At 67.0% G+C, this 21,463-nt stretch carries 11 protein-coding genes; 5 read left to right on the top strand and 6 right to left on the bottom strand.

Going from position 1 to position 21,463, the window contains the following annotated elements:
* Positions 1 to 120: 120 nt before the first annotated feature.
* Together ACWIDZ_RS13500 and ACWIDZ_RS13495 are read left to right on the top strand one after the other, a co-directional pair.
* Positions 121 to 3,054 (top strand): TonB-dependent receptor domain-containing protein, encoded by a 2,934-nt coding sequence (locus tag ACWIDZ_RS13500; RefSeq protein WP_291779880.1) that lies wholly within the window; start codon positions 121 to 123, stop codon positions 3,052 to 3,054.
* A gap of 123 nt (positions 3,055 to 3,177) precedes the next feature.
* Complete coding sequence (locus ACWIDZ_RS13495; RefSeq protein ID WP_453989876.1) at positions 3,178 to 4,491, top strand: amidohydrolase family protein; 1,314 nt, start codon at positions 3,178 to 3,180, stop codon at positions 4,489 to 4,491.
* A gap of 101 nt (positions 4,492 to 4,592) precedes the next feature.
* Here ACWIDZ_RS13495 and ACWIDZ_RS13490 read toward each other — a convergent pair whose 3' ends face one another.
* Genes ACWIDZ_RS13490 through ACWIDZ_RS13480 form a run of 3 tightly spaced genes read right to left on the bottom strand, consistent with a single transcriptional unit; the run spans position 4,593 to position 10,387 of the window.
* Positions 4,593 to 5,921: a hypothetical protein gene (locus tag ACWIDZ_RS13490; protein ID WP_453989878.1), complete on the bottom strand. Its 1,329-nt coding sequence runs from the start codon at positions 5,919 to 5,921 to the stop codon at positions 4,593 to 4,595.
* 18 nt (positions 5,922 to 5,939) lie between these two features.
* The gene (locus ACWIDZ_RS13485) at positions 5,940 to 8,975 is read right to left on the bottom strand and encodes a TonB-dependent receptor plug domain-containing protein (protein WP_453989880.1); all 3,036 of its coding nucleotides are present in this window, start codon (positions 8,973 to 8,975) and stop codon (positions 5,940 to 5,942) included.
* Between the two features lie 56 nt (positions 8,976 to 9,031).
* Complete coding sequence (locus tag ACWIDZ_RS13480) at positions 9,032 to 10,387, bottom strand: dicarboxylate/amino acid:cation symporter (protein ID WP_425543258.1); 1,356 nt, start codon at positions 10,385 to 10,387, stop codon at positions 9,032 to 9,034.
* Positions 10,388 to 10,624: 237 nt separating this feature from the next.
* Between ACWIDZ_RS13480 and ACWIDZ_RS13475 the strand changes: the two genes are divergently transcribed.
* Together ACWIDZ_RS13475 and ACWIDZ_RS13470 are read left to right on the top strand one after the other, a co-directional pair.
* Positions 10,625 to 12,457 (top strand): sensor histidine kinase, encoded by a 1,833-nt coding sequence (locus ACWIDZ_RS13475; RefSeq protein ID WP_453989882.1) that lies wholly within the window; start codon positions 10,625 to 10,627, stop codon positions 12,455 to 12,457.
* A 14-nt stretch (positions 12,458 to 12,471) separates the two neighbouring features.
* The gene (locus ACWIDZ_RS13470; RefSeq protein WP_453989884.1) at positions 12,472 to 13,809 is read left to right on the top strand and encodes a sigma-54-dependent transcriptional regulator; all 1,338 of its coding nucleotides are present in this window, start codon (positions 12,472 to 12,474) and stop codon (positions 13,807 to 13,809) included.
* A 12-nt stretch (positions 13,810 to 13,821) separates the two neighbouring features.
* Here ACWIDZ_RS13470 and ACWIDZ_RS13465 read toward each other — a convergent pair whose 3' ends face one another.
* The 3 genes from ACWIDZ_RS13465 to ACWIDZ_RS13455 form a co-directional block, all read right to left on the bottom strand.
* Entirely contained in the window at positions 13,822 to 15,000 is a 1,179-nt protein-coding gene (locus ACWIDZ_RS13465; RefSeq protein WP_453989886.1) for an alkaline phosphatase, read from the bottom strand.
* Positions 15,001 to 15,043: 43 nt separating this feature from the next.
* Positions 15,044 to 16,420, bottom strand: a complete 1,377-nt coding sequence (locus ACWIDZ_RS13460) for a metallophosphoesterase (RefSeq protein WP_453989888.1) — start codon at positions 16,418 to 16,420, stop codon at positions 15,044 to 15,046.
* 112 nt (positions 16,421 to 16,532) lie between these two features.
* Positions 16,533 to 19,499: a TonB-dependent receptor gene (locus ACWIDZ_RS13455; RefSeq protein ID WP_453989890.1), complete on the bottom strand. Its 2,967-nt coding sequence runs from the start codon at positions 19,497 to 19,499 to the stop codon at positions 16,533 to 16,535.
* Positions 19,500 to 19,989: 490 nt separating this feature from the next.
* Here ACWIDZ_RS13455 and ACWIDZ_RS13450 point away from each other — a divergent pair, with 490 nt between their 5' ends.
* Entirely contained in the window at positions 19,990 to 21,087 is a 1,098-nt protein-coding gene (locus ACWIDZ_RS13450) for a flavodoxin family protein (RefSeq protein ID WP_453989892.1), read from the top strand.
* The last annotated feature ends 376 nt before the right edge of the window (positions 21,088 to 21,463 follow it).

Genomic DNA, 21,463 nt, shown 5'->3' with positions numbered 1-21,463 from the left:
AGCTGCTGGCAAAGAATCGTCAGCATCAGAGGGGATTTCATGCTGTTTTGCGTTTCTCGGGGCGTTCGCCCCGTGATGTATCGTGCTCTGTTGGCAAGCGGGTGCGCGTCATTGGCCCTGATGAGCGCGGCGGGAACCGTCTCCGCCCAGGAAACGCCCGAAGAATCCGGCGCGGTCGAAGTGGGCGAGATCGTCGTCACCGGCTCGCGTATCGCCCGCCGCGACTACGCTTCCAACAGTCCCCTCGTCTCCGTCACAACCGAGGCGATTGAGAACACCGGCCAGGTGACGGTCGAAAAGGCCCTGACCCAGATGCCGCAGTTTTCGGGCGCCATGGGCCAGAGCACGGCCGGTTCGTCCTCAACCTCTCTGAACGGCGGCCAGGCCTACGCCAGCCTGCGCGGCCTGGGCTCCAAGCGCACCCTGCTGCTGCTGGACGGCAAGCGCCTGCAGCCGTCGAACCCCGACGGCTCGGTCGACCTGAACGTCATTCCGGAAGCTCTGATCGGCAACGTCGAGGTCATCACCGGCGGCGCCTCCACCGCCTATGGCTCCGACGCCACAGCGGGCGTCGTGAACTTCATCCTGAAGCGCAACTTCAGCGGCGTGACCGTGGCGTCGCAATACGGCGTCAGCGACTATGGCGACGGCGAAACCTTCCGCCTGTCGGTTACGGCCGGGGACAGCTTCGCCAATGATCGCGGCAGGGCCGTGGTTTCGCTCGACTATTCGATGCGCGACGTCGCCTACCAGTCGAAGCGGGACTATTATTTCACGCGCAATCGCGAGTCCAACACCGCCATCATCGCCCAAGGCGCCGCCTGGTTCGGCAGCAACCGTCCCACGCTGGACGCCGTCAACGACGTCTTCGTCGGCCAGTACGGCGTCAATCCGGTGCTGGGCGCCGGCGACTTCTATAACGGCCAGATCGGCTTCAACACCGGCGACCAGACCCTGTTCAACCTGGGCGGCGCCTCGCCGGTCATGAACCTGAAGGACCCGGAAACCGACGGCCACTTCCTGAACGCCGCCGGCACCAACATGCTGTGGGGCTGGAACAAGGGCCGTATCCAGAACGACAACGAGCGCTACTCGCTGTTCGGCCGCGTCGATTATGAGATTGCTCCCAATATCGACTTCTTCCTGCAGGGCTCGCTGACCAGCTATGAGTCGGAAGGGACGTTCAACCCGACCCTGGCGGGCCTCGCCTATGCCCTGTCGGCGCCGGTGACCAATCCCTACATCGGGGCCGATTTCGCCCATATCCTGGCATCGCGCCCGAACCCGACCGCCGACTTCGCCCTGTGGAAGGACCTGGACTTCGCAGGGGAGCGCCTGCAGTCCTACGCCTATAACGTCTATCAGTTCATCGGCGGCCTGTCGGGTCAGGTCGGCTACAAGGACTGGACCTGGGAAGCCTACGCCAGCGCCTCCCAGGCTGATTTCGAGAATGTGCAGACCGGCGGCGTCAGCCGTTCGGCCATCACTCGCCTGCTGTACAGCCCGACGGGAGGGTCCGAGTTCTGCGCCGGAGGCTTCAACCCCTTCGGCAATCACGACCCCTCGGCCGAGTGCGTGAACTATGTGCGCCGCAATACGACCAACACCAATGAGTTGACCCAGCGCATGGCCGAAGCCTCCATGCAGGGCGGCCTGTTCAACCTGCCCGCCGGCGAAGTCCGCTTCGCCGCCGGCCTGGGCTATCGCTACAACCAGTTCGACTTCCGTCCCGACAGCGCCCTGGACCAGCCGGACGGCACCAGCGACATCCTGGGCTATAGCGAGTTGCGCGCGTCTTCGGGCAGCGTCGACACGACCGAGGTTTTCGCCGAATTCCTGATCCCGCTGCTGCGCGACCTGCCCTTCGTCAAGTCGCTGGAGATGGACCTGGGATATCGCTACTCCGACTATAGCTCCGTCGGCGGCGTCCATGCCTACAAGGCCGATCTGAACTGGCAGGTGAACGACATCGTGCGCCTGCGCGGCGGCTACAATCGGGCGGTGCGGGCGCCGAGCGTCGGCGAACTCTACTCGCCCGTCTCGTCGGCCACGGTCGATATCGGCACCCCGTCCGCCAGCAACACCAACGGCGATCCCTGCGACTACCGCAGTTCGTTCCGCAACGGACCCGACGCCGAAAAGGTCAAGGCCCTGTGCGTGTCGCTGGGCGTGCCCTCGGCCCTGATCAACGACTTCCAGTTCGGCGCCGCCCAGGTGTTCGCCCTGACCGGCGGCAACCCCGACCTTCAGGAAGAAACGGCCGACACCTATTCGTTCGGCACGGTGCTGCAGCCGACCTTCCAGTCGCCGTGGCTGAGCAACATCAGCGCCTCGATCGACTGGTATCAGATCAAGGTGGCCGATGCGGTCGGCGTCCTGGGCGTCGGCAACGGCATCCGCTACTGCTTCAACGACGGCGGCAACAACCCGACGTTCGATCCCAACAACTACTACTGCACCCTGCAGGATCGCGGGACCAACGACGGCTATATGATCAACCCGCGTCAGCCTCTGCTGAACCTGGGCCAGTTCAACGTCACCGGCATCGACCTGCAGCTGGACTGGCGCCTGCATCTGGGCGATGTTGGCCTGCCGGACGAGGGTCAGCTCAGCGTCAGTTCGGCGATCAGCTACCTGAACAGCTTCGAGATCCAGGCCCTGCCGGGCGCGCCGACGTACGACTACGCCGGCACCTGGGGGACGGCGATCGAAGCCAACGCCGGCCAGGCGCACCCCGAATGGAAGGCGTCGACCAGCGTCACCTACTCGCGTGAAAGCTGGAACGTCGGCCTGCGCTGGCGCCACATGTCGGAGATGATCAACAGCGCCCGCGTGACCTCGCCGACCAGCACCGCGCGCGGCGTGGACGCCTATGACGTCTTCGATCTGAACGCCCGGGTGACGTTGCCTTACGACACCTCCCTGCGCTTCACCGTGACGAACCTGTTCAACGAGGCGCCGCCGCAGGTCGGGGATGTCCGCGGCACCTACGACCCGCAGAACTACGACACCATCGGCCGCTACTACACGGTTGCGGTCACCAAGACCTTCTAGGTCTCCGTCAGGAGACCTGAAGCCAGACGCGGCGGGATCTTGTCCCGCCGCACCTGATCCCGGCCCGGCGGGCCGGCGACATTTTCAAATGGGGCGGCGACCTTCGCCGCGTGGAGGAGGACAGTGCAGTTGTCATCTAAGAAATCATGGTTTGTCGGCCTGGCGGCCGCCCTTCTGGCCTCGACCCCGGCGGTCGCGCAGCAGGCGGCCTCGGCGCCGAACGTCTCCTATATTCATGCCGGTCGCCTGCTGGCTGACCCGGCCACCGGCCGCGTGGCTCAGAACCAGACCCTGGTGATCGAGAACGGCCGCGTGCGTGAAATCGTCAACGGCTTCGTCGGCCAGGGCGACGTGGTCGACCTGTCCGACAAGTTCGTGCTGCCGGGCCTGATCGACAGCCACGTCCACATCACCAATCAGCAGGGCGAAGGCAACCGCGTCGCCCGCTTCACCAACACCGCCGCTGACTCCGCCGTGCAGGGCGCGGCCTATGCCCTGGTGACGCTGCAGGCCGGCTTCACCACCGTCGCCGACCTGGGCGGCGCCAGCGACGCCGTCATCGCCCTGCGCAACGGCATCGCGGCGGGCAAGATTCCCGGCCCGCGCCTGCTGGTCTCGGCCGGCACGGTGACTCCGCACGGCGGCCACGGCGACGCCAACGGCGTGAACAGCGCCCTGGTGCCGGTGCTGCGTCAGAACGGCGTCTGCTCCGGCGCCGACGACTGCCGTCGCTCGGTGCGCGAGCGCGTGCGCGCGGGCGCCGACATCATCAAGATCACGGCCACGGGCGGCGTCCTGTCCGACACCGGCGCGGGCCTGAACCAGCAATTCTCGAACGAGGAACTGCAGGCCATCGTCGAGACCGCGCACTTCATGGGCCGCACAGTGACCGCCCACGCCCACGGCACGGACGGCATCAACAGCTTCCTGCGCGCCGGCGGCGACTCGATCGAGCACGGCACCTTCCTGGACGACGAATCCATCCGCATCTTCAAGGCCAACAACGGCTGGCTCGTGCCGACCCTGCTGGCCGGCGACTTCGTCGCTCGCGAAGCCGCGCGTCCCGAAACCTTCTTCACCCCGAACCAGCGCAAGAAGTCGCTGGAAGCCGGTCCGCAGATGCTGGACATGGCGCGCCGCGCTCACCGCGCCGGCGTCCAGATCGCCTTCGGCACCGACACCGGCGTCTCGCCGCACGGTGAAAACGCCAAGGAGTTCGCCCTGCTGGTCCAGGCCGGCCTGACCCCGCTGGAAGCCGTCCGCGCCGCCACCGTCGGCGCCGCGACCCACTTCCGCCTGCAGGACGAGATCGGTCGCCTGACGCCCGGCTACGCCGCCGACGTCATCGCCGTCTCGGGCGATCCGCTGAGCGACGTCACCACCTTGGAGCACGTCAAATACGTGATGAAGGGCGGCGTGACCTATCGCAACGACTGACCGCCGACGCCTCGGCGTCCGTGATCGGAAGGATCTGAAGGGGCGGCGCGAGCCGCCCCTTTTTTTGCGCCCGATTCTCAGTCAGCCTTCGGCAGGCTCCGCTATTGGCCGCCCAAAGCCGGCGCATAGTCCTCGTCGAAGAAGCAGGCGGCGTCATAGCGCGCCCGCGCAGCTTCGCAGAGCGCCGCCACCGAGCGCGACTCCGGTTTCGTTCCATCGTCTATCCAGGCCATCAGGGCCTCGAAAACCGCGACGTATTCCGGCGGGCTGAGGGCGCTGTGCGACGCCTCGTCAGTGAAGGTCTGCACCAGCAGGCTTGAGCGCCCCGCCGCCGCCACGCGGTCGCGATAGGCCGCCTCATGCCAGACGAAGGCCGTCGGGTCGTCCTTGCCGTGAATGGTGATCGTGGGGGCCACGATCAATCCCGACAGGTCCGCGTCGTAGGCCAGGCGCGCAACCGCCATCGAGTCCGCCGCGAACCGCTCGACCCCCGCGTTCAGCGCCGCATCGTCGTGCGAGCCCTGATAGACGGTCCGGCTGTTGTCGAACGGATTGAGGCCGTCCAGACGCCGCTGCACCAGGTCCTGGAACAGGAAGGTCCCCCAGGCCAGGTGAGAGACAAGCTGGCCCTCGCCTATGCCCACGACGTTGAGAATATCGGCCAGCCGCCGCTTCTGCTCCGGCGAGCGTTCGGTCTCAGCCAGGCCGACGCCCGTGCAGGCCTGCACCCGCTGGGCCAGTTGGGCGCGGGTCAGGCGGACGCCCTCGGGCAGGCCCTGCCAGACCGGATACTGCGCCTCGTCGGGCGCCGGATGGTTCTGACAATAATACTGATAGACCGCACGCAGATCGGCGCGGAACCTGTAGGCCTCGGTCCCGCCCGCCAGAACCCCGCTGGTCAGGACCACGCCGTCCCAGACCACCTGGCCCTCGGCGTCGCGCGCATAGAGCTCGGCCGCCTTGGCGGCGACATTGCCGCCCCAGGACTGGCCGTGCAGCAGGGTGCGGCGCGGACGTCCGAAGGCGTCCCAGAAGATCTGGCGCAGATCGTCGGTGTCCTCGACGGCCATGCGCACGCCGTAGCCGCCCCGGCGATAGGTCGAGCCCGCCCAGGCGAACCCCTCCTTCACCGTCATGGAGAAGCGTTCCAGATCCTCCAGCGGATCATCGGCCCTGGGAGCGCCCGTGCGCGGCCCGCCATGAGCGTGGACGATCAGCGAGCCGTTCCAATTCTCGGGCACGGCGATCCAGTAGTAGCCGCCCTTGGCCGCCCGCCCCGACCAGCAGTGCGCCTGCTGAGGAAGGAAATCGGGACAGACGGCCGGGGCGGGCGCCGGCGACGAGGCCGCAGGCGCATCCTGGGCGGCGGCGAAGGGCGCGCCGGTCAGCGTGACGGCGGCGGCCGCCGCCAGCATCGAAAACAGACGCATCCCTATCGCCTCCTCAGATCAGAACGACTTGGTGGCCGTGACGTACCAATAGCGGCCCCACGGGCTGTGCACCGAGCCGCGATAGCCGTTGTCGGCCAGCGGCGGTCCCTGATCCGTCAGGTCGCGGACGCCCAGACGCAGTCGCGTCTCGGCCGGGAATTCATAGTCGACATAGGCGTTGACGGTCTGGCGGGCGTCGACGACCCACGGGTCGCCCGAGGCGCCCAGCAGGCCGGGCTGCTGGAAGTCGCTGATGTACTGGGTCGTCATCCCTGCGCGCCAGGGGCCCTTGCGCCAGGTCAGGCTGGCGTTGAGGCGCCATTCTGGACGCCCGTTCTGCCCCACCAGTTGCGAGGAGTCCGGCAAGGTCGTGCCGGCATTGATCGTTCCGGCCTCGCGGGCGGCGTACAGCTCATTGACGATGTCGCCCGGATCGCGTGTGAATTCGTCCAGCTTGCTGGCGTTCACATTGACGATGAAGGTGCCGTACTTGGTGCGACGCAGCGACCAGTTCACGGCCAGGTCCAAGCCGCTGACGGTCTGGGGCTGAAGGTTGATGAAGCGGTCGTTGATCGAGATCACCTCGCCCACCGGGGTCAGGCCCGTGCCCTGGAACAGCAGGATGTCCTCGGGCGTCGGCGCGCGACGGTTGACCAGCGGATTGGAGCCGCCTTCGACGCGGTTCAGGTAGTCCAGCGCCAGGGCCGTCTGGGCGCCCAGCAGGCCGACGATCTTCTCCTGCTCGATCCGCCACTTGTCGATGGTGAAGGTGAAGGCGCCGAAACGCTCGGGGATGAAGGAGGGCTGCAGCACCAGGCCGTAGGAGGTGTTGGTGCTCTCTTCCGGCTCCAGGTCCGGGTTGCCCGCGACAAGCAGGGAGGCGCCCGAGGTGTTCTGCGAACACTGCGAGAAGTTGCTGATGCGGCCGGCGCGCAGATCGGCCTCGCAGCGGACATAGTCCGTGCCGCTGGCCAGACGGGCGTATTCCGTGGCGTGGGTCTGCTCCAGGTTCGGCGCGCGGAAGCCTTGCGAATAGGAGCCGCGGACCCGCACGCCCGGAACCACGTCCCAGGCCGCGGCGATCTTCGGCTTGGCCACCGAGCCGAAGTCGGAATAGTGCTCGTACCGGCCCGCCAGCTGCACATCCAGCTGATAGACCAGAGGAATGTTCATCTCGGGCGAGACCAACGGCACGGCGAACTCGACATAGGTCGAGAAGACCTCACGGCTGCCCGAGGTGTCGGGGTTGGGGCTGACGGCCGAGACGTTGGACAGGTTGGTCTCGCCGCTGACCATGTCGGTGAAGGTGTAGGTGCCGTCCAGATTGGCGTCGCGGTCATCCTTCTGGGTCTCGCGGCGCGCCTCGACGCCGAAGGCCATGCCGACCGGCCCGCCCGGCAACTGGAACAGGTCGCCGCGCGACAGCTTGAAATCCGCCATGGTCAGGGTCGTGCGCGACACCCGACGCAGGTCGAAGACGATGGCGTCGATCGCCGCCTGCGAACTGGGCGAGCAGTCGCCATAGCTGGTGGTGGCGACGCAACCGCCGCTGAAGGGGTTGTAGGCGTCGGGCGTCGACAGGGCCAACTGCTTCTGCAGGGCCGTCATATTGACGTTGGGCGAAACGTCCTTGGCCTCGGCCTCGGAGTAGACGACCGCCGTCTCCCAGTTGAAGCCGCGCCACTCGCCGCGCAGGCCGCCCAGCAGACGCGCCTGGTAGTTGTCGACCTTCACCACCTGGAAGCCGGTGTCGACGAAGCGGTAGTTGGTCATCAGGACCGGCAGGCCCTCGGCGGGAACACCGGTCAGACCCGGCAGGCGGTTCGGATTGGCCGTGCCGTCGGCGAAGGTCACCGGGCCGAAGGGGTTGTAGTAGTTGCTGGCCGGAATCCAGATGTCATTGAGGTTGACCACCGGCGGCTGCACGGCGCGGCTGTGGGCGCTGTAATAGCCGACCTCGCCGAAGGCCTCGATGCTGTCGGTCAGGTCATAGCGACCCGTCAGGAACAGGTTCAGCCGCTCGACCGACGGGCGCACCGTCGTCTCATGACGGGTGTCGTAGCGCATGTCGCGATGAGCACGGTTGAAGTTGTGGTTGCCCGCCTCAAGGCAGATGTCATTGCCGACGTCGACGGCGCATCCGAAGCTGCCGGGTTGATAGTGGAAGGCCCCGGCTGAGTTGGTTACGGCCACGCCGTTCGAGCTGATCACCGGGCGCGAGCCGACCGAGAGGCGCGCCCACGGCGTATGCGAGGAGCGGCCGTCCAGCGACTGGACGTCGGCGAAGTCGGGGTGGTCGGCAAACAGCGGGCGCAGGTCGTCCGAGCGGGTGAAGTCTTGATCCGAGGCCCACAGGGCGGTGCGCTGAGCGTAGTTGGCGAACAGGGAGACGTTGCCGCGATCGAAATTCTTGCCCGTGAACAGGTTGAACTCGGTGTCGCGCATCTGCGTGCCCTCGGCGCCGCCGTAGCGGGCGCTGACCGTCAGGCCGTCGATGTTGTCGCGCAAGACGGTGTTGACCACGCCCGCCACCGCATCCGCGCCATAGATGGCGGCGGCGCCGTCCAGCAGGACCTCCAGCCGCTCAAGCCCCGACACAGGGATGGCGTTGGAGTTGTAGCTCAGCACCGGCACCGTGCCCGTGTCCGAGGTGCCCTGGCTGGTCGGGTGCTGGACCAGACGACGGCCGTTCAGCAGCACCAGGGTGTTGCCTACGCCCAGCGAGCGCAGATTGACCGAGTTCACATCGCCGCGCGCCGAGTTCGAGGTCTGGGGATTGTTGGCGGAATCGAACAGGACGTCGCCCATCTGCGGGATGGTCCGCATCAGCTCGTCGCCGGTCGTGGCGCCGGTGGCCTCGATCTGCTCGCGGTCGGCCACCACCACCGGCAGGGCCGCCGTGGTGCGCGCGCCGCGGATGTTGGTGCCGACGACGACGATGTCCTCGACCTGGGTGGGCTCGGCGGGCAGGGCCTCCTGGGCCAGGGCCGCCCCGGCGAACAGGACGGTCGATGCGGTCGTCGCCATCAGGGCGATCTTGGATGGGTTTCTCATGTCTCTCTCCCAGTCGCCGTGTGCGGCGATCATGTCGTTGAGGTCGTGGTTCAGGGTCAGTCGTCGGCCAGCACCAGGTCGTCGCCCGGTCCGGCGGCGGGATCCGGCGCGGCGGCCAGGGGCTGAGGCCCGCCGTCCAGCGCGGCCTTCAGCGCATCGCGGTCCAGTTCCCCTTCCCAGCGGGCGACGACGATGGTGGCCACGGCGTTGCCGATGAAGTTGGTCAGGGCGCGGCATTCGCTCATGAAGCGGTCGATGCCCAGGATCAGCGCCATGCCCGCCACCGGCACCGAAGGCACCACCGACAGGGTGGCCGCCAGGGTGATGAAGCCCGCGCCGGTGATGCCGGCCGCCCCCTTGGACGACAGCATGGCCACCAGCAGCAGCAGGATCTGGTCCTGCAGGCTCAGGTCGATATTCAGCGCCTGGGCGATGAACAGGGCCGCCATCGTCATATAGATGTTGGTGCCGTCCAGGTTGAACGAATAGCCGGTCGGCACGACCAGGCCGACCACCGACTTGGCGGCGCCCGCGCGCTCCATCTTGGAGATCAGGCTGGGCAGGGCGGCCTCGGAGCTGGAGGTGCCCAGCACCAGCAGCAGCTCCTCCTTCAGATAGCGGATCAGCTTCAGGATGTTGAAGCCGTTGGCGATGGCGACCAGACCCAGCACCCCCACCACGAAGATGGCGGACGTCAGATAGAAGGTGGCGATCAGGGCGAACAGGTTCGCGACCGAGGCGATGCCATAGGCGCCGATGGTGAAGGCGAAGGCCCCGAAGGCGCCGATCGGCGCCGCCTTCATCAGGATGGCGACCAGTTTGAAGAAGGCCGCGCTGACCGACTCCAGGAAGGTCATCACCGGCTTGCCCAGATCGCCGATCATGGCCAGGGCGATGCCGAACAGGATGGAGACGAACAGGACCTGCAGGATGTTGCCGGTCGAAAAGGCGCTGACCACGGTGTCGGGAATGATGCCCGTCAGGAAGCCGACAATGGTGCTTTCATGCGCCGCCTGGGCGTACTGGGCCACCGCGCCCTTATCCAGGGTGGCCGGATCGATGTTCAGACCGTGGCCGGGCCGCACGACGTTGGCGATGATCAGGCCGACGATCAGCGCCAGGGTCGAAAAGACCAGGAAGTAGCCAAAGGCCTTGGCCGCCACCCGGCCGACGCGGCCGATGTCGCGCATCCCGGCGATGCCGGTGACGATGGTCAGGAAGATCACCGGCGCGATCACCATCTTCACCAGCTTGATGAAGGCGTCGCCCAGCGGCTTCAGGCTTTCGCCGACGTTCGGCCAGAAATGGCCGATCGCGCCGCCCAGCACGATGGCGACGAGCACCTGGAAATAGAGATGCCGATAGAAGGGGCGGCGCGCGACAGCCGCCGTCTCTGACGCGATGGGAATCAAGAAGGTCGCTCCTGATGGCGAGCAGCACGCTCGCGGATTTCCTCTCGGCGCGATCTTCGCCACGCTTCGACCTCAGTGTGGCCACAGCGCCGCCAGGAGGAAACGGCGCCCGAAAGATTCATCAACTCATTGACAATAAATGTTATTTTTACGCGCCGCATTTCAAGGGCATGCGTTTAGTGCGAAATACCGCTCGAACTTGTGGCGCAAAAGTGCGGAATACCGCACATTGAGAAGATGACGACCCCGGCGGCTGCATCACATTCGGAAGGCCTCGTACGGCGACATGCGAGACTCTGGATCGCCCTGATCCTGGCCTGGCTGGTCGTGGCGACGACGGCCGCCTATGGGCTGGGCGAGACCGCCCGGAAGGGCGCCTCGGCCGAACTGGCGCGCCAATCGGAGTCCGCCGCCGCCCTCCACGCCGCGGTTCTGCGCAGCGAACTGGAGAAGTATCGCGCCCTGGCGCCGGCCATGGCGACCGACGCCGACGTCGCCAGACTGCTGCTGAGCTCTCGCCCCGACCCGGCGATGCTGAATCAGCGGCTGGAGGCCCTGGCCGACCAGACCCGCGCCTCGGCCATCTATGTCATCGGGACCGACGGGGTGACCCGCGCCGCCAGCAACTGGCGCCAGCCGATCAGCTTCATCGGCGCCGACTACAGCTTCCGCCCCTATTTCGTGAAGGCGATGCGGGACGGCTCGGCCGAGTTCTTCGCCCTGGGGACGGTCAGCGGCACGCCCGGCCTGTTCCTGGCCCGTCGGGTCGTCGACGGGAACCGCACCATCGGGGTCGTGGTCGTCAAGGTCGAGTTCGACGCCCTGGAGGCCGAATGGCGCGCCTCGGGCGAACCGGCCTATGTGGTCGATCCCGGCGGCGTGGTGCTGATCACCAGCATTCCCACCTGGCGCTTCCGGACCCTGCGGCCGATGGACGCCGAAAGCCGCCGCCTGACCCTGGCCGACCAGACCCTCGGCGACGGCGCCCTGACGCCCCTGCCCTTCCAGACGCCTGACAACGGAGCCACGCGCCTGATCGAGGCGCCTCTGGACGGCGTCGACCGCCCCTGGATGCACGCCCGCATCGACACCATGACGCCGGGCTGGACGCTGCATCTGCTCACCCCCGACCGGGGCGCCATCGAAACGAGCGTCGCAAACGCCCGCGTTCTGGCCGCCCTGATCGCGACCCTCGCATTCGGCGTCGCCGCCGTGCTTCTGCGTCGCCGCCAGCAGGCTGTCGTGCGGCAGCGCGCCGCCGAGGCCGCTCGCCAGGAGCTGGAGCGTCGCATCGAGGAGCGGACCCGCGACCTGCGTCAGGCCAACGTCGCCCTGAATCGCCAGATCGAGGAGCGGATGCGCGCCGAGGCCAGTCGCGAAGCCCTGCGCGATGAACTGGTCCAGGCCGGCAAGCTGGCGGCGCTGGGCCAGATCGCCGCCGGCGTGGCCCATGAGATCAACCAGCCCGTCGCCGCCATTCGCACCCAGGCCGAGACGGCGTCGGCCTATCTGGAGCGGGCCCAGGAGGCCAAGGCGGTGCGCGCCCTGGGCCGCATCGGCGAGCTGACCGCCCGGATCGGCGCCATCACCCAGGAGCTGCGCGCCTTCTCGCGCAAGTCGGAGCCGCAGCTTCGCCCCGTATCGCTGAACGAAGCGATCGACGGCGCCCTGCTGCTGCTGGGCGGGCGCCTGCGCCAGGGGGGCGTCCGACTGGTGCGAGCCCGAGGCGGGGACGTGCAGGTCATCGCCGACCGCTTTCGTCTGGAGCAGGTCATCGTCAACCTGATGCAGAACGCCGCCGAGGCGCTGGAAGGGCGCGCCGACGGCAGGATCCATCTGACGGTCCGACGGGTCGGCGGGCTGGTCGAACTCAGCATCGCCGACAACGGCCCCGGCGTGGCCGACGCCATCCGCGACCAGCTCTTCACCCCCTTCTTGACCAGCAAGGCCAACGGCCTGGGGCTGGGCCTGGTCATCTGTCGCGACCTCGTCGCCGGATTCGGCGGCGAGCTGAATCTGCGCCCGGCCGAAACGGGCGCCGTCTTCGTCGTCAGCCTGAAAGCCGCGTGATGGAGGCGCGCGCCATGGAGTTTCCGCGTCTTGAGACCGTCGCCCTGATCGAGGACGACGATGATTTCCGCAGCGCCCTGGCCGAGCGGATGGAGGTCGAGGGCCTGACGGTGCGCGCCTATCGCAAGGCCGAGACGGCGCTGACGAACATCGACGCCGACTTCCCCGGCGTGGTGGTCACGGACTTGCGGATGCCCGGCCTGGACGGCCGCCAGACGCTGAGCCGGCTTCAGGCCCTGGACCCGGCCCTGCCGGTCATCCTCATCACCGGGCACGGCGATGTGGCCGAGGCCGTCGCCGCCATGCGCGGCGGCGCCTATGATTTCGTGGCCAAGCCCTTCGCCTTTGAACGCCTGTCCGAAAGTCTGACGCGCGCGCTGGAGAAGCGCGCCCTGGTTCTGGACAACCGGCGCCTGACCGCCCTGTCGTCCGAGGCCGGACTGGAGCTGCCGCTGCTGGGCGACAGCCCGGCGATCCGGTCGCTGCGCGCCACTATCGCCCAGATCGCCGACGCCCGCATGGACGTGCTGATCGAGGGTGAGACCGGCGTCGGCAAGGAAGCCGTGGCCCGCGCCCTGCACAACGGGGGGCGCCGCCGGCCTCACCCCTTCGTCGCGGTCAACTGCGGCGCCCTGCCGGACGGGCTGATCGAGAGCGAACTGTTCGGCCATGAGCTGGGCGCCTTCGCCGGCGCCTTGCGACGCCGCGTCGGCCACGTCGAACGCGCCCATAACGGATCGCTGTTTCTGGACGCCGTGGAGACCATGCCCACCGCCGCCCAGGTCAAGATGCTGCGTGTGCTGGAAGAACGCGAAGTCCATCCGATCGGCGCGTCCGAACCGCGCGCCGTCGATATCCGAGTGCTGGCCTCGGCGACCGGCGACCTCGACCACGCCCTGTCCGACGGCCAGTTGCGTGAGGATCTCTATTATCGCCTGAACGTCGTGCGCCTTCGCGTGCCGCCCCTACGTGAGCGTCGCGACGACATCCCCCTGCTGTTCGCCAGCCTGCTGGCGCGCGCGCCGATCAAGGCCGGCGGCGAAACGCCCATCATCACGGACGACGTGCGATCTCGCCTGCTGGAGCATGCCTGGCCCGGCAACATCCGCGAGCTCTCCCACTTCGCCCAGCGCTTCGCCCTGGGTCTGGAAGGTCGTGAGACGGCTGGAGAACAGGAGCGCGGCCTCGTCGATCGCGTCGCCCAGTTCGAAAAGCGCATACTGAAGGATACGCTTGAAGCCCTGGGGGGCAACGTCAACGACGCCATCCGCCAACTGAAGATCCCTCGCAAGACCCTCTACGACAAGCTCAAGCGTCACAATCTGAAGCCTGGCGATTTTCGCAACGGCTAACGTTCGACGGCATTAGTCGACCGCCGCCGCACTCCACCCCCACGCCTCCATCATCACATGGAACAGGCGGGTGTTGGGGAAGTAGCCTCGGACGCCGTCGGCGCCGGCGCCGATGGCCAGAGCCGGGACTTCCTCGGCCGTGTGGGTGCGATTGACCAGGACGTTCTTCAGCCGGACCACATCGTCGTCGCCTCCGGCCGCCTTCCAGGCGTCGTAGCCTTCCAGAACCGGCTCGCCGCGCCGTCCGCCGTCGACCTGCAGGCCGAAGGAGTGGTCGGCGGTGAACAGCAGCAGGGTGTCGTCGAGATCGACGCGCCCCTCGACCTCGGCGATCAGACGGTCGAAGTCCGCGATGTTCTGCAGCCCCTTGCGGACGTCATCCGTATGCGCGTCCCATTCGACCACGAGCAGATAGCCCTCGGGGGCGGCCTGCAGCAGGTCCAGGGCCCTCAGGGTCGCCGCGCGCACGTCCATCCGGTCGGCCACGACCACCGGCCGGGCGTTCGAGGCGGGCGCTTCGTCCAGGCGGGCGTAGATCGGCCGCTCATGCGCCTGGCTCAGGGCGTCGAAGCTGGTCCCTCTCGCGGCCAGTTGCTCGCCGATCTTCTGACGGCCGGCGCCGAACAGGACATCCACCCCGTCGCCGAAGCGCGGCGAGAAGGCCTGAGGGAAGATTTCGCCCCACTTGCCGCGATCGTTCGAGTGGGCGTAGGTCGCCGCAGGCGTGGCGTCGGCGATCGACTGGCTGGAGATCACGCCGGTGCGCAGGCCGCGTTCCTCGGCGTACTCCAGCAGGGTCTTGGCCGGGGCGCCGTCCTGACGGCCGCGCACGGCGTCGGCGGTCTGGCTGATCACGCCGTTGCGCGTCTTCACCCCCGTCATGATCGAGGACATGCCGTTGGCCGAGTCCGAGACGAACTGATCGACCGGCGAGGTTTCGCTCAACCCCAGGTGGGGCCATTGCTGGATGTGCAGCTTCATCGGCTCGCCATGAGCCATCAGGCTGGCTGCGTTGAGCGAGGAAACGCCCGCCGCATCGGCCAGGAAGAGGATGACGTTCTTCGCCCGTCCCGGAGCCGCGGCGTCCCGGGAAGGCGCATGAGCCTGCGCCCATGCCGGCCCAGCGAAAGCGGTGGCGGCCAGCGAGGCCGAAAGCGCGGAAACCAGCAGCCGGCGCGCGAGGTTCGTCATGGGAAATCCTGTCCTGAATGAGATGAAGTTGAGGGCGGTGGCGCTACTTCGCGCTGCCCACGCACGGCGCCCCGTCAGGCCCGACATCGCCGTCGCAAAGCCGGAGCGGCGGCAAGCTGTCGACCGGTTCGCGTAGAGTCTTGGTCCCGTCCGCCGCTCGGACGACGTCCACGGCGTCATAGAGCACGCCCGACACCGTATAGGCGCGATAGCGCAGCCGTCCGGCCTCCACGTCGATGGTCTGATACATCTGGGTGTCGGCCGCCACGCGGTCCGGCTGAGTCAGGGCGCGGTCGTTCAGACCGTACATCTTCGGCCCTGCGACAGAGACGACATAGACAGGTCCCTGGGCCGCGCCCTGCGCACGCCGGGCCTCGCCTGACGCCTTGCCGTCGCCATCGGTGATCCGGCTGTAGCAATGATCGTGGCCCTGAAGGACCATGTCGACGTTGCGCGCGCGGTAGATCGGCTCCCAGGCCGCCTTCAGTGCCTCGGTGTCGTTGGGACGGGCGCAGGTGTAGATCGGCTGGTGCTGGATGACGATGTTCCAGCGGGCCGTGCTCGACGCCAGGGTCCGGTCCAGCCAGCGGGCCTGGGCGTCCAGCGCATCCAGACTGGTTCCCGCCGTTCCGTCCAGGACGATGAAGCGCACGCCCTGATAGTCGGTGTAGTAGCTGGTCTCGACGACGCCCTCGGCGCCGTTCTCAGGCAAGGCGAACTGGGCGGCCCACAGCGGCCCGAGCCGGCGCCGGCCGTCATCGTCGTCGCTGTATTCATGATTGCCGGCCGCCGGTATCTGCGGAACCATGGCGTAGCCGTAGCCGCCGGCCGCCGTCCACTCGCCCCACTCCCAGTCATGGGATCGCCCGGTCAGATCGCCGGCGTGGACCACCACGTCCGGCGAGGTCCGCATCAGACCCGCGCGGATGGTGCGGGCGCCCTTGGACAGGATGCTGTTCTGGGTATCGCCGAAATAGAGGATGCGGAACGGCGCCGCATCATCCGCAGCCGTCCGGAAACTCAGCCATTCGGACCAGCCGTCGGCGCCCTTGACCCGATAGAGATAACCCGCGCCCGGCTTCAGGTCCGTGAAGCGGACGGTGTGGTAACGCCCCTGCCCGCCCCGCACGACGCCGTCCGTCGACAGACCGTCGACAGTTCGCGCCCGGTTTTCGAAGGCGGGGCCGTCGATCGCTTCCACAATCTCGGCTACGGCGTCCGCCTGACGGGCGTCGGTCCGCCAGGCGACAGCCATCTGGCGCGCAGCATCCGCGCCAGGACTCAGGACCACACGGTCCGGAAGACCCGACGGCGCCCACGCAGGACGCGCGACGCTGGCCGCGCTCTGCGCCGCCGCCGGAACAGCCAGGCCGAGCGCCATGACCAATCCGGCCGAAAGGAAGAGGGTTCGCTTGAACATGAGACGCCCCGTTCAAATGAGCGGCCGCACGGGCCGAGGGAGATTCTGTTGAAGGAGAGCGCGACCGTCCGCCGCCAGGGAGGAGGAACGGCGAACGGTCGCTCAGCCGGTCCTAGAAGTTCAGGCGCAGACCGATCATGTAGCGGGCGCCGAAACGCTCGTATTCGGAGACGCGCCAGGTCTCGCCCTGGTAGCGAACGCCCGGCTCGTTCAGCAGGTTGTTGGCGTCGAAATAGATTTCGGCGTTGTCGTTGAAGGCGTAGCTGGCCTTGAAGTCCAGCCGGCCGACTTCATCCCAATAGCTGTCGCCGACGATGTCGCCGCCGCCCAGGCCGTCCAGCCACTCGGTGCGGTACTGCCAGCTGATGCGGCTCGAGAAGCCGTAACGCTCATAGGACAGGGCGGCGTTGTAGATCATGTCCGACGCGCCCGGCAGGCCGACCTTGCGGCCGTCCGGCGTGGTGGCTTCCGACTCGTTCAGCGTCAGGTTGGCGCGCACGCCGAAGCCCGCAGCCCAGTCCGGCAGGCCCAGGCGCTCGGCGAAGGGCTCCATCGTCTGGGAGTAGGAGAACTCCAGGCCACGGATGAAGCCGTCGCCGCCGTTGTCGATGGTGAAGTAGGTATAGCCCGAGCGATCATAGCCCGGCACGTTCAGGGCGTCGCTGCCGTACGGCGTCCGCTCGATATCGAACAGGACGTCGCGGAGGTCCTTGTAGTAGACGCCGGCCGACAGGAAGGCGCCGCCCGGACGATACCATTCGAAATAGGCGTCGAAACCGATCGACTTCTCGGGACCGGCGTAGGGGTTGCCGCCGCTGATCTCGCCATCCTCGTCGCTGATGCTGTAGTTCGGGCGCAGGTCGGTATAGTCGGGACGCGCGGCCCCGGTGTTGGCCGACAGGCGCAGCTTCATCTCGTCGTTGATGTCCCAGTTCAGGTGCAGGCTGGGGAAGACCTCAAGGTTGTCGTCCTTGAACTCCAGTGGTTCGAAGGGACCGTCCTCTTCCATCTGCACCAGGGCCTGGCTGGTGTTCTCGACACGCTCGGCGCGCAGGCCGGCGACCACATTACCCCAGTTGAAATAGGTGGTGGCCATGGCGTAGCCGGCAATGACCGACTCGCTGACCTTGTAGTAGTTCTCATTGGCGACGTCGGGCTTGTCGACCGCGTTGGGCTTCAGACGGTCCCACAGGTCCCAGGCGCCCTTTTCCGAGTGGTAGCGGAAGGCGTAGCCCAGCGGCAGCTTACCCTTGTAGGGGGTGTTCAGGGCGAAATCGTCGGTCGTCGGCAGGGCGACGCCCGCCGCCGCCAGCGCCGCAGCCGTGATCTCCAGCCGCGAGGAATTATTCTCCTTGGTCCGGTCGTCGTACTGGAAGCCGAAGGCCAGTTCCGTCGGCAGGCCGAACAGGTCGATGTCGCGGGTCAGGTCCAGGCGCGCCGTATAGGCCTTGGTCTGAGCCAGGCTGGCGTTCACGCGCATGTTGACGAAGTCGTAGTCCTGAGGATCAAGCGAGCGCTTGATCTCGCCCTGGCTGAAGGAACCGTCGGGATTGACGATGGTGTCATACAACCGGACGCTGTGGTTCTCGCGGTCGGTGAAGTCATAGACCACGGTCGGACGGCGATTGTTCGGGCTCTTCCAGGTCGAGTTGAAGGACGGGCCGCCGTCGCTCTTGGCGTCCGTGTAGTTCAACCGCCAGGAGGCGTTCCAGCCGCCGAACCGCTGATCCCCGCCCAGGGTGGTGGTGAAGATGCTCTGTGTCGTGTGGTTGACGTTCAGCGTGCTGTCGAGGTCGACGTTGTAGATCGTGCCCCGCGTCGCCGTATTGCCGGTGCGGACATCGGCGTAGCCGTTGGATATCCCCGCCTTGTTGGTGGCCACGGCGCCGTCGTCGAAGTCGAACTCATGCGCATTGCGCATCTCGTCGTCGGTGAACTCGGTGTAGATGCTGCTCAGGAAGAAGCGGTGATCATCCGACGGGCGATAGTCTAGGCGACCCGAATAGGCGGTGTTGCTGCGCGTCAGGCGATAGAGCTTGTTCTGGTGCGCGTCGGCCCAGGTGCGGGTCTCGAAGCCCGGCTCCTGGTCTTCCTTCGCCGTTTCCCAGTCGGTCTCGAAGTTGTCGGTGACCATCTCGCGCTCATAGCGCGAGGCCGACAGCAGGACGCCGAAGCGACCGTCGGCGAAGGTGTTCGAGATGAAGCCGCCGGCGTTGTACTGGGCGCCGCCGCCCAGATCGTTATAGCCCAGCCCCAGATCGGCTGCGGCCATCAGGCCCGGATAGTCGAAGGCGCTGCGGGTGATGATGTTGATGTTGCCGGCCAGGGTTTCGCCCGGCATGGCGGCGGTGACGGCCTTGCGCGCCTGCACCGAGCTGGCGATGGCGGCCGGGATGGTGTCGAGGCGGGCGGTGCGGCCCGAGGGGCTGATGACGTTGACGCCGTCGAAGGCGATGGTGGTCCAGCGCGACGGGGCGCCGCGCAGGTTGACGTAGCGCTCCTGGCCCTGGTCGCGCTCGACGGCGATGCCCGGCAGACGGCTGAGAGCCGCAGCGATGTTCTGGTCGGGGAAGCGGCCGATGGCGTCGGCGGCCACCACGTTCACCAGCGACGTCGACGAGCGCTGGATCTGCAGCGCGGCGGCTTCCGATTCAGCCATGGGGCGCGAGGCCGTGACGACGACGTCGGCCACCGACGACGCGCCGGTGTCGATCGCCAGGGCAGCCGTCACAGGCGTGACGGCGTCGGCGGCGATGTCGACCTCCATGCGATGGGTGACGCGGCCGACATAGGCGATGCTCAGGGTATGGCGCCCCACCGGCGCCCGCTGCAGCGTGAAGCGCCCTTCGCGGTCGGTCACGGCGACTTGGCTGTAGCCGTCGATGCGCACCTCGGCGCCGACCAGATAGCTCCGCCCGTCGGCGTCGGTCACGACGCCGCTGACCTGGCCCGCGTCGGCGACAGCGACGGCGGCGGAAACGCCCTCGTCAGCAACGGCCGCAGCGGGCGTCAGACCCAGGCCAAGTCCAATTGAAGCCGCGCCGCATAGCAGCATCGACTTGAGGCGAGTGTTGGTCATGTTCGGCATCCCCCGAGAACGATTGTCTTTCGGGGCGCCGATCTAGCGCTATAGCCGAGCTTTCGGGGTTATAGTTTTGAAGCCGTTTCATCCATATTGTGTTCACATTCGTTGGTGCAGGGATCTTATTTTTTAGGAAATGAAAATCACTCGCAGACCAAACCCGCAACGCCAAACCATTCAAAGCTCCAGAACCACAAAGCAACAACTCAACGAAATCTATGCTTCTTTAAATTTTCACCCTACCCCACGCCTCAATCAACCGAACAGACTGTGGTTTTCTTAAAACCATGCCACGACACTAGCGTCTCGTAACGACCGGCACGAGAAACTACCCACGCGGATACCGATGACGAGTTTCTGCATGAGGCGGTCGGGCGTGGCCCTTCTCCTTAGCCATTGAAGGGCGGCCTCGGACGTCCCCGCGATCCGACGGAACGTCGCGATCAGATGCAGCGTTTCGGGCGAACCCGAGCCCAGGAGACGCCGCATGCCCATTCCCCAAGCGCCTGCCGCCCCGGCGCCTCGCAAGGGCATGCCCAGCCCCGAGCTGGACCGGTCGACCTTCGAAACCCGCTTCCGCAGCCGGTTCGCGGACCCCGTCTTCGATCCCCTGCGCGACGAGATCGATCGCTTGGCCGCTGCGGCCTGGGACGGTTACATCGGCGGGCGCAAATCGCCGCTGACGCGTCCCGCCGGTCCCGGCTTCGCCGAGCCGGATTATGAGCTGGCGCTGGACTGGCTGAACGCCCACGCGGCCGTGCGCGACGCCCAGGCCCGACACGAGGATGCTTCCGCCCCTGCGCGCATCCTGATCATCAACGCCTCCAGCCGATCCGAGCACTCCTGCCCCGGCGAGATGTCCAAGAGCTGGCGCCTGGTCCAGATCGCCCGGGAGGTCGTGGAGGGCCACGCAGGCATGGAGACCGAGGTCCTCGACCTGTCGCGGCTGGCGTCGGAGTACGGGCGGGAGATTCATCCCTGCAAGGCCTGCTTCTCCACGGCGGCGGCGCTCTGCCACTGGCCGTGCAGTTGCTATCCCAACTACAGCCTGGGTCAGGTTCACGACTGGATGAACGACATCTATCCGATGTGGGTGCGGGCGCACGGCGTCCTGATCGTCACTCCGGTCAACTGGTATCACGCCTCCAGCCCGTTCAAACTGATGATGGACAGGCTGGTGTGCGCCGACGGCGGCAACCCGGATCCGACTACGACCCACGGCAAGACGGTCGCCATGGCCAAGGCGCTGGAACTGGCCGGGTGGCCCTATCCCCGCCACCTGGCGGGCCGCCGCTTCGCCCTGGTCGTCCACGGCGATGTCGAGGGGGCTGAGAACGTGCGCCGCTCCCTGTCCGACTGGCTGATCTCGATGAAGCTGTCGTCGGCCGGCCCCGACGCGGAGATCGACCGCTACATCGGCTACTGGCAGCCCTACGCGACCAGTCATGACGCGCTGGATCGCGACCAGGCCGTTCAGGACGAGGTCCGACTGGCGGCGGAAGAACTGGCCCGCGCCGTTCAGGCCCAGCGTGACGGCGGCTCAGACGCCTCCGAGCAAGGCCTGGAAGCTCCGCGCCAGAAATAGGGGAGCGCTCGGCGCCGTATGGAACGGGCCGTCCGCCTTCTTCAGCATTCCTGACCCTTGGGCAGGTCCCCAAAAGCAGCAACCCCCGGAGCGAGGGCTACGGGGGTTTTAGTGATGCTTGGGTGAGGGAGCGGGATTTGGACGATACTCACACCTGCAATCCGCTTTATCGCGTAACAGTCACCAAACCTTAAAGTTCTACCAAACTCCACGCGCTGCGAAAGCGAGCCTATAATGCCGAAGCCGTCGTCTGAACTCGCTTCTAGTATGCGTACCTGACCCCCAGCGACAGGGTGCGGGGCGGGGCGTAGCCGGCGACGCCGCCGGCGGTTTCGGAGACCTCGACCTCGGCGTCGAACAGATTGTCGGCCGCCAG

This window comes from Brevundimonas sp. NPDC055311 (assembly GCF_053645695.1).
This window is presented reverse-complemented; position numbering and strand designations above follow the sequence as displayed.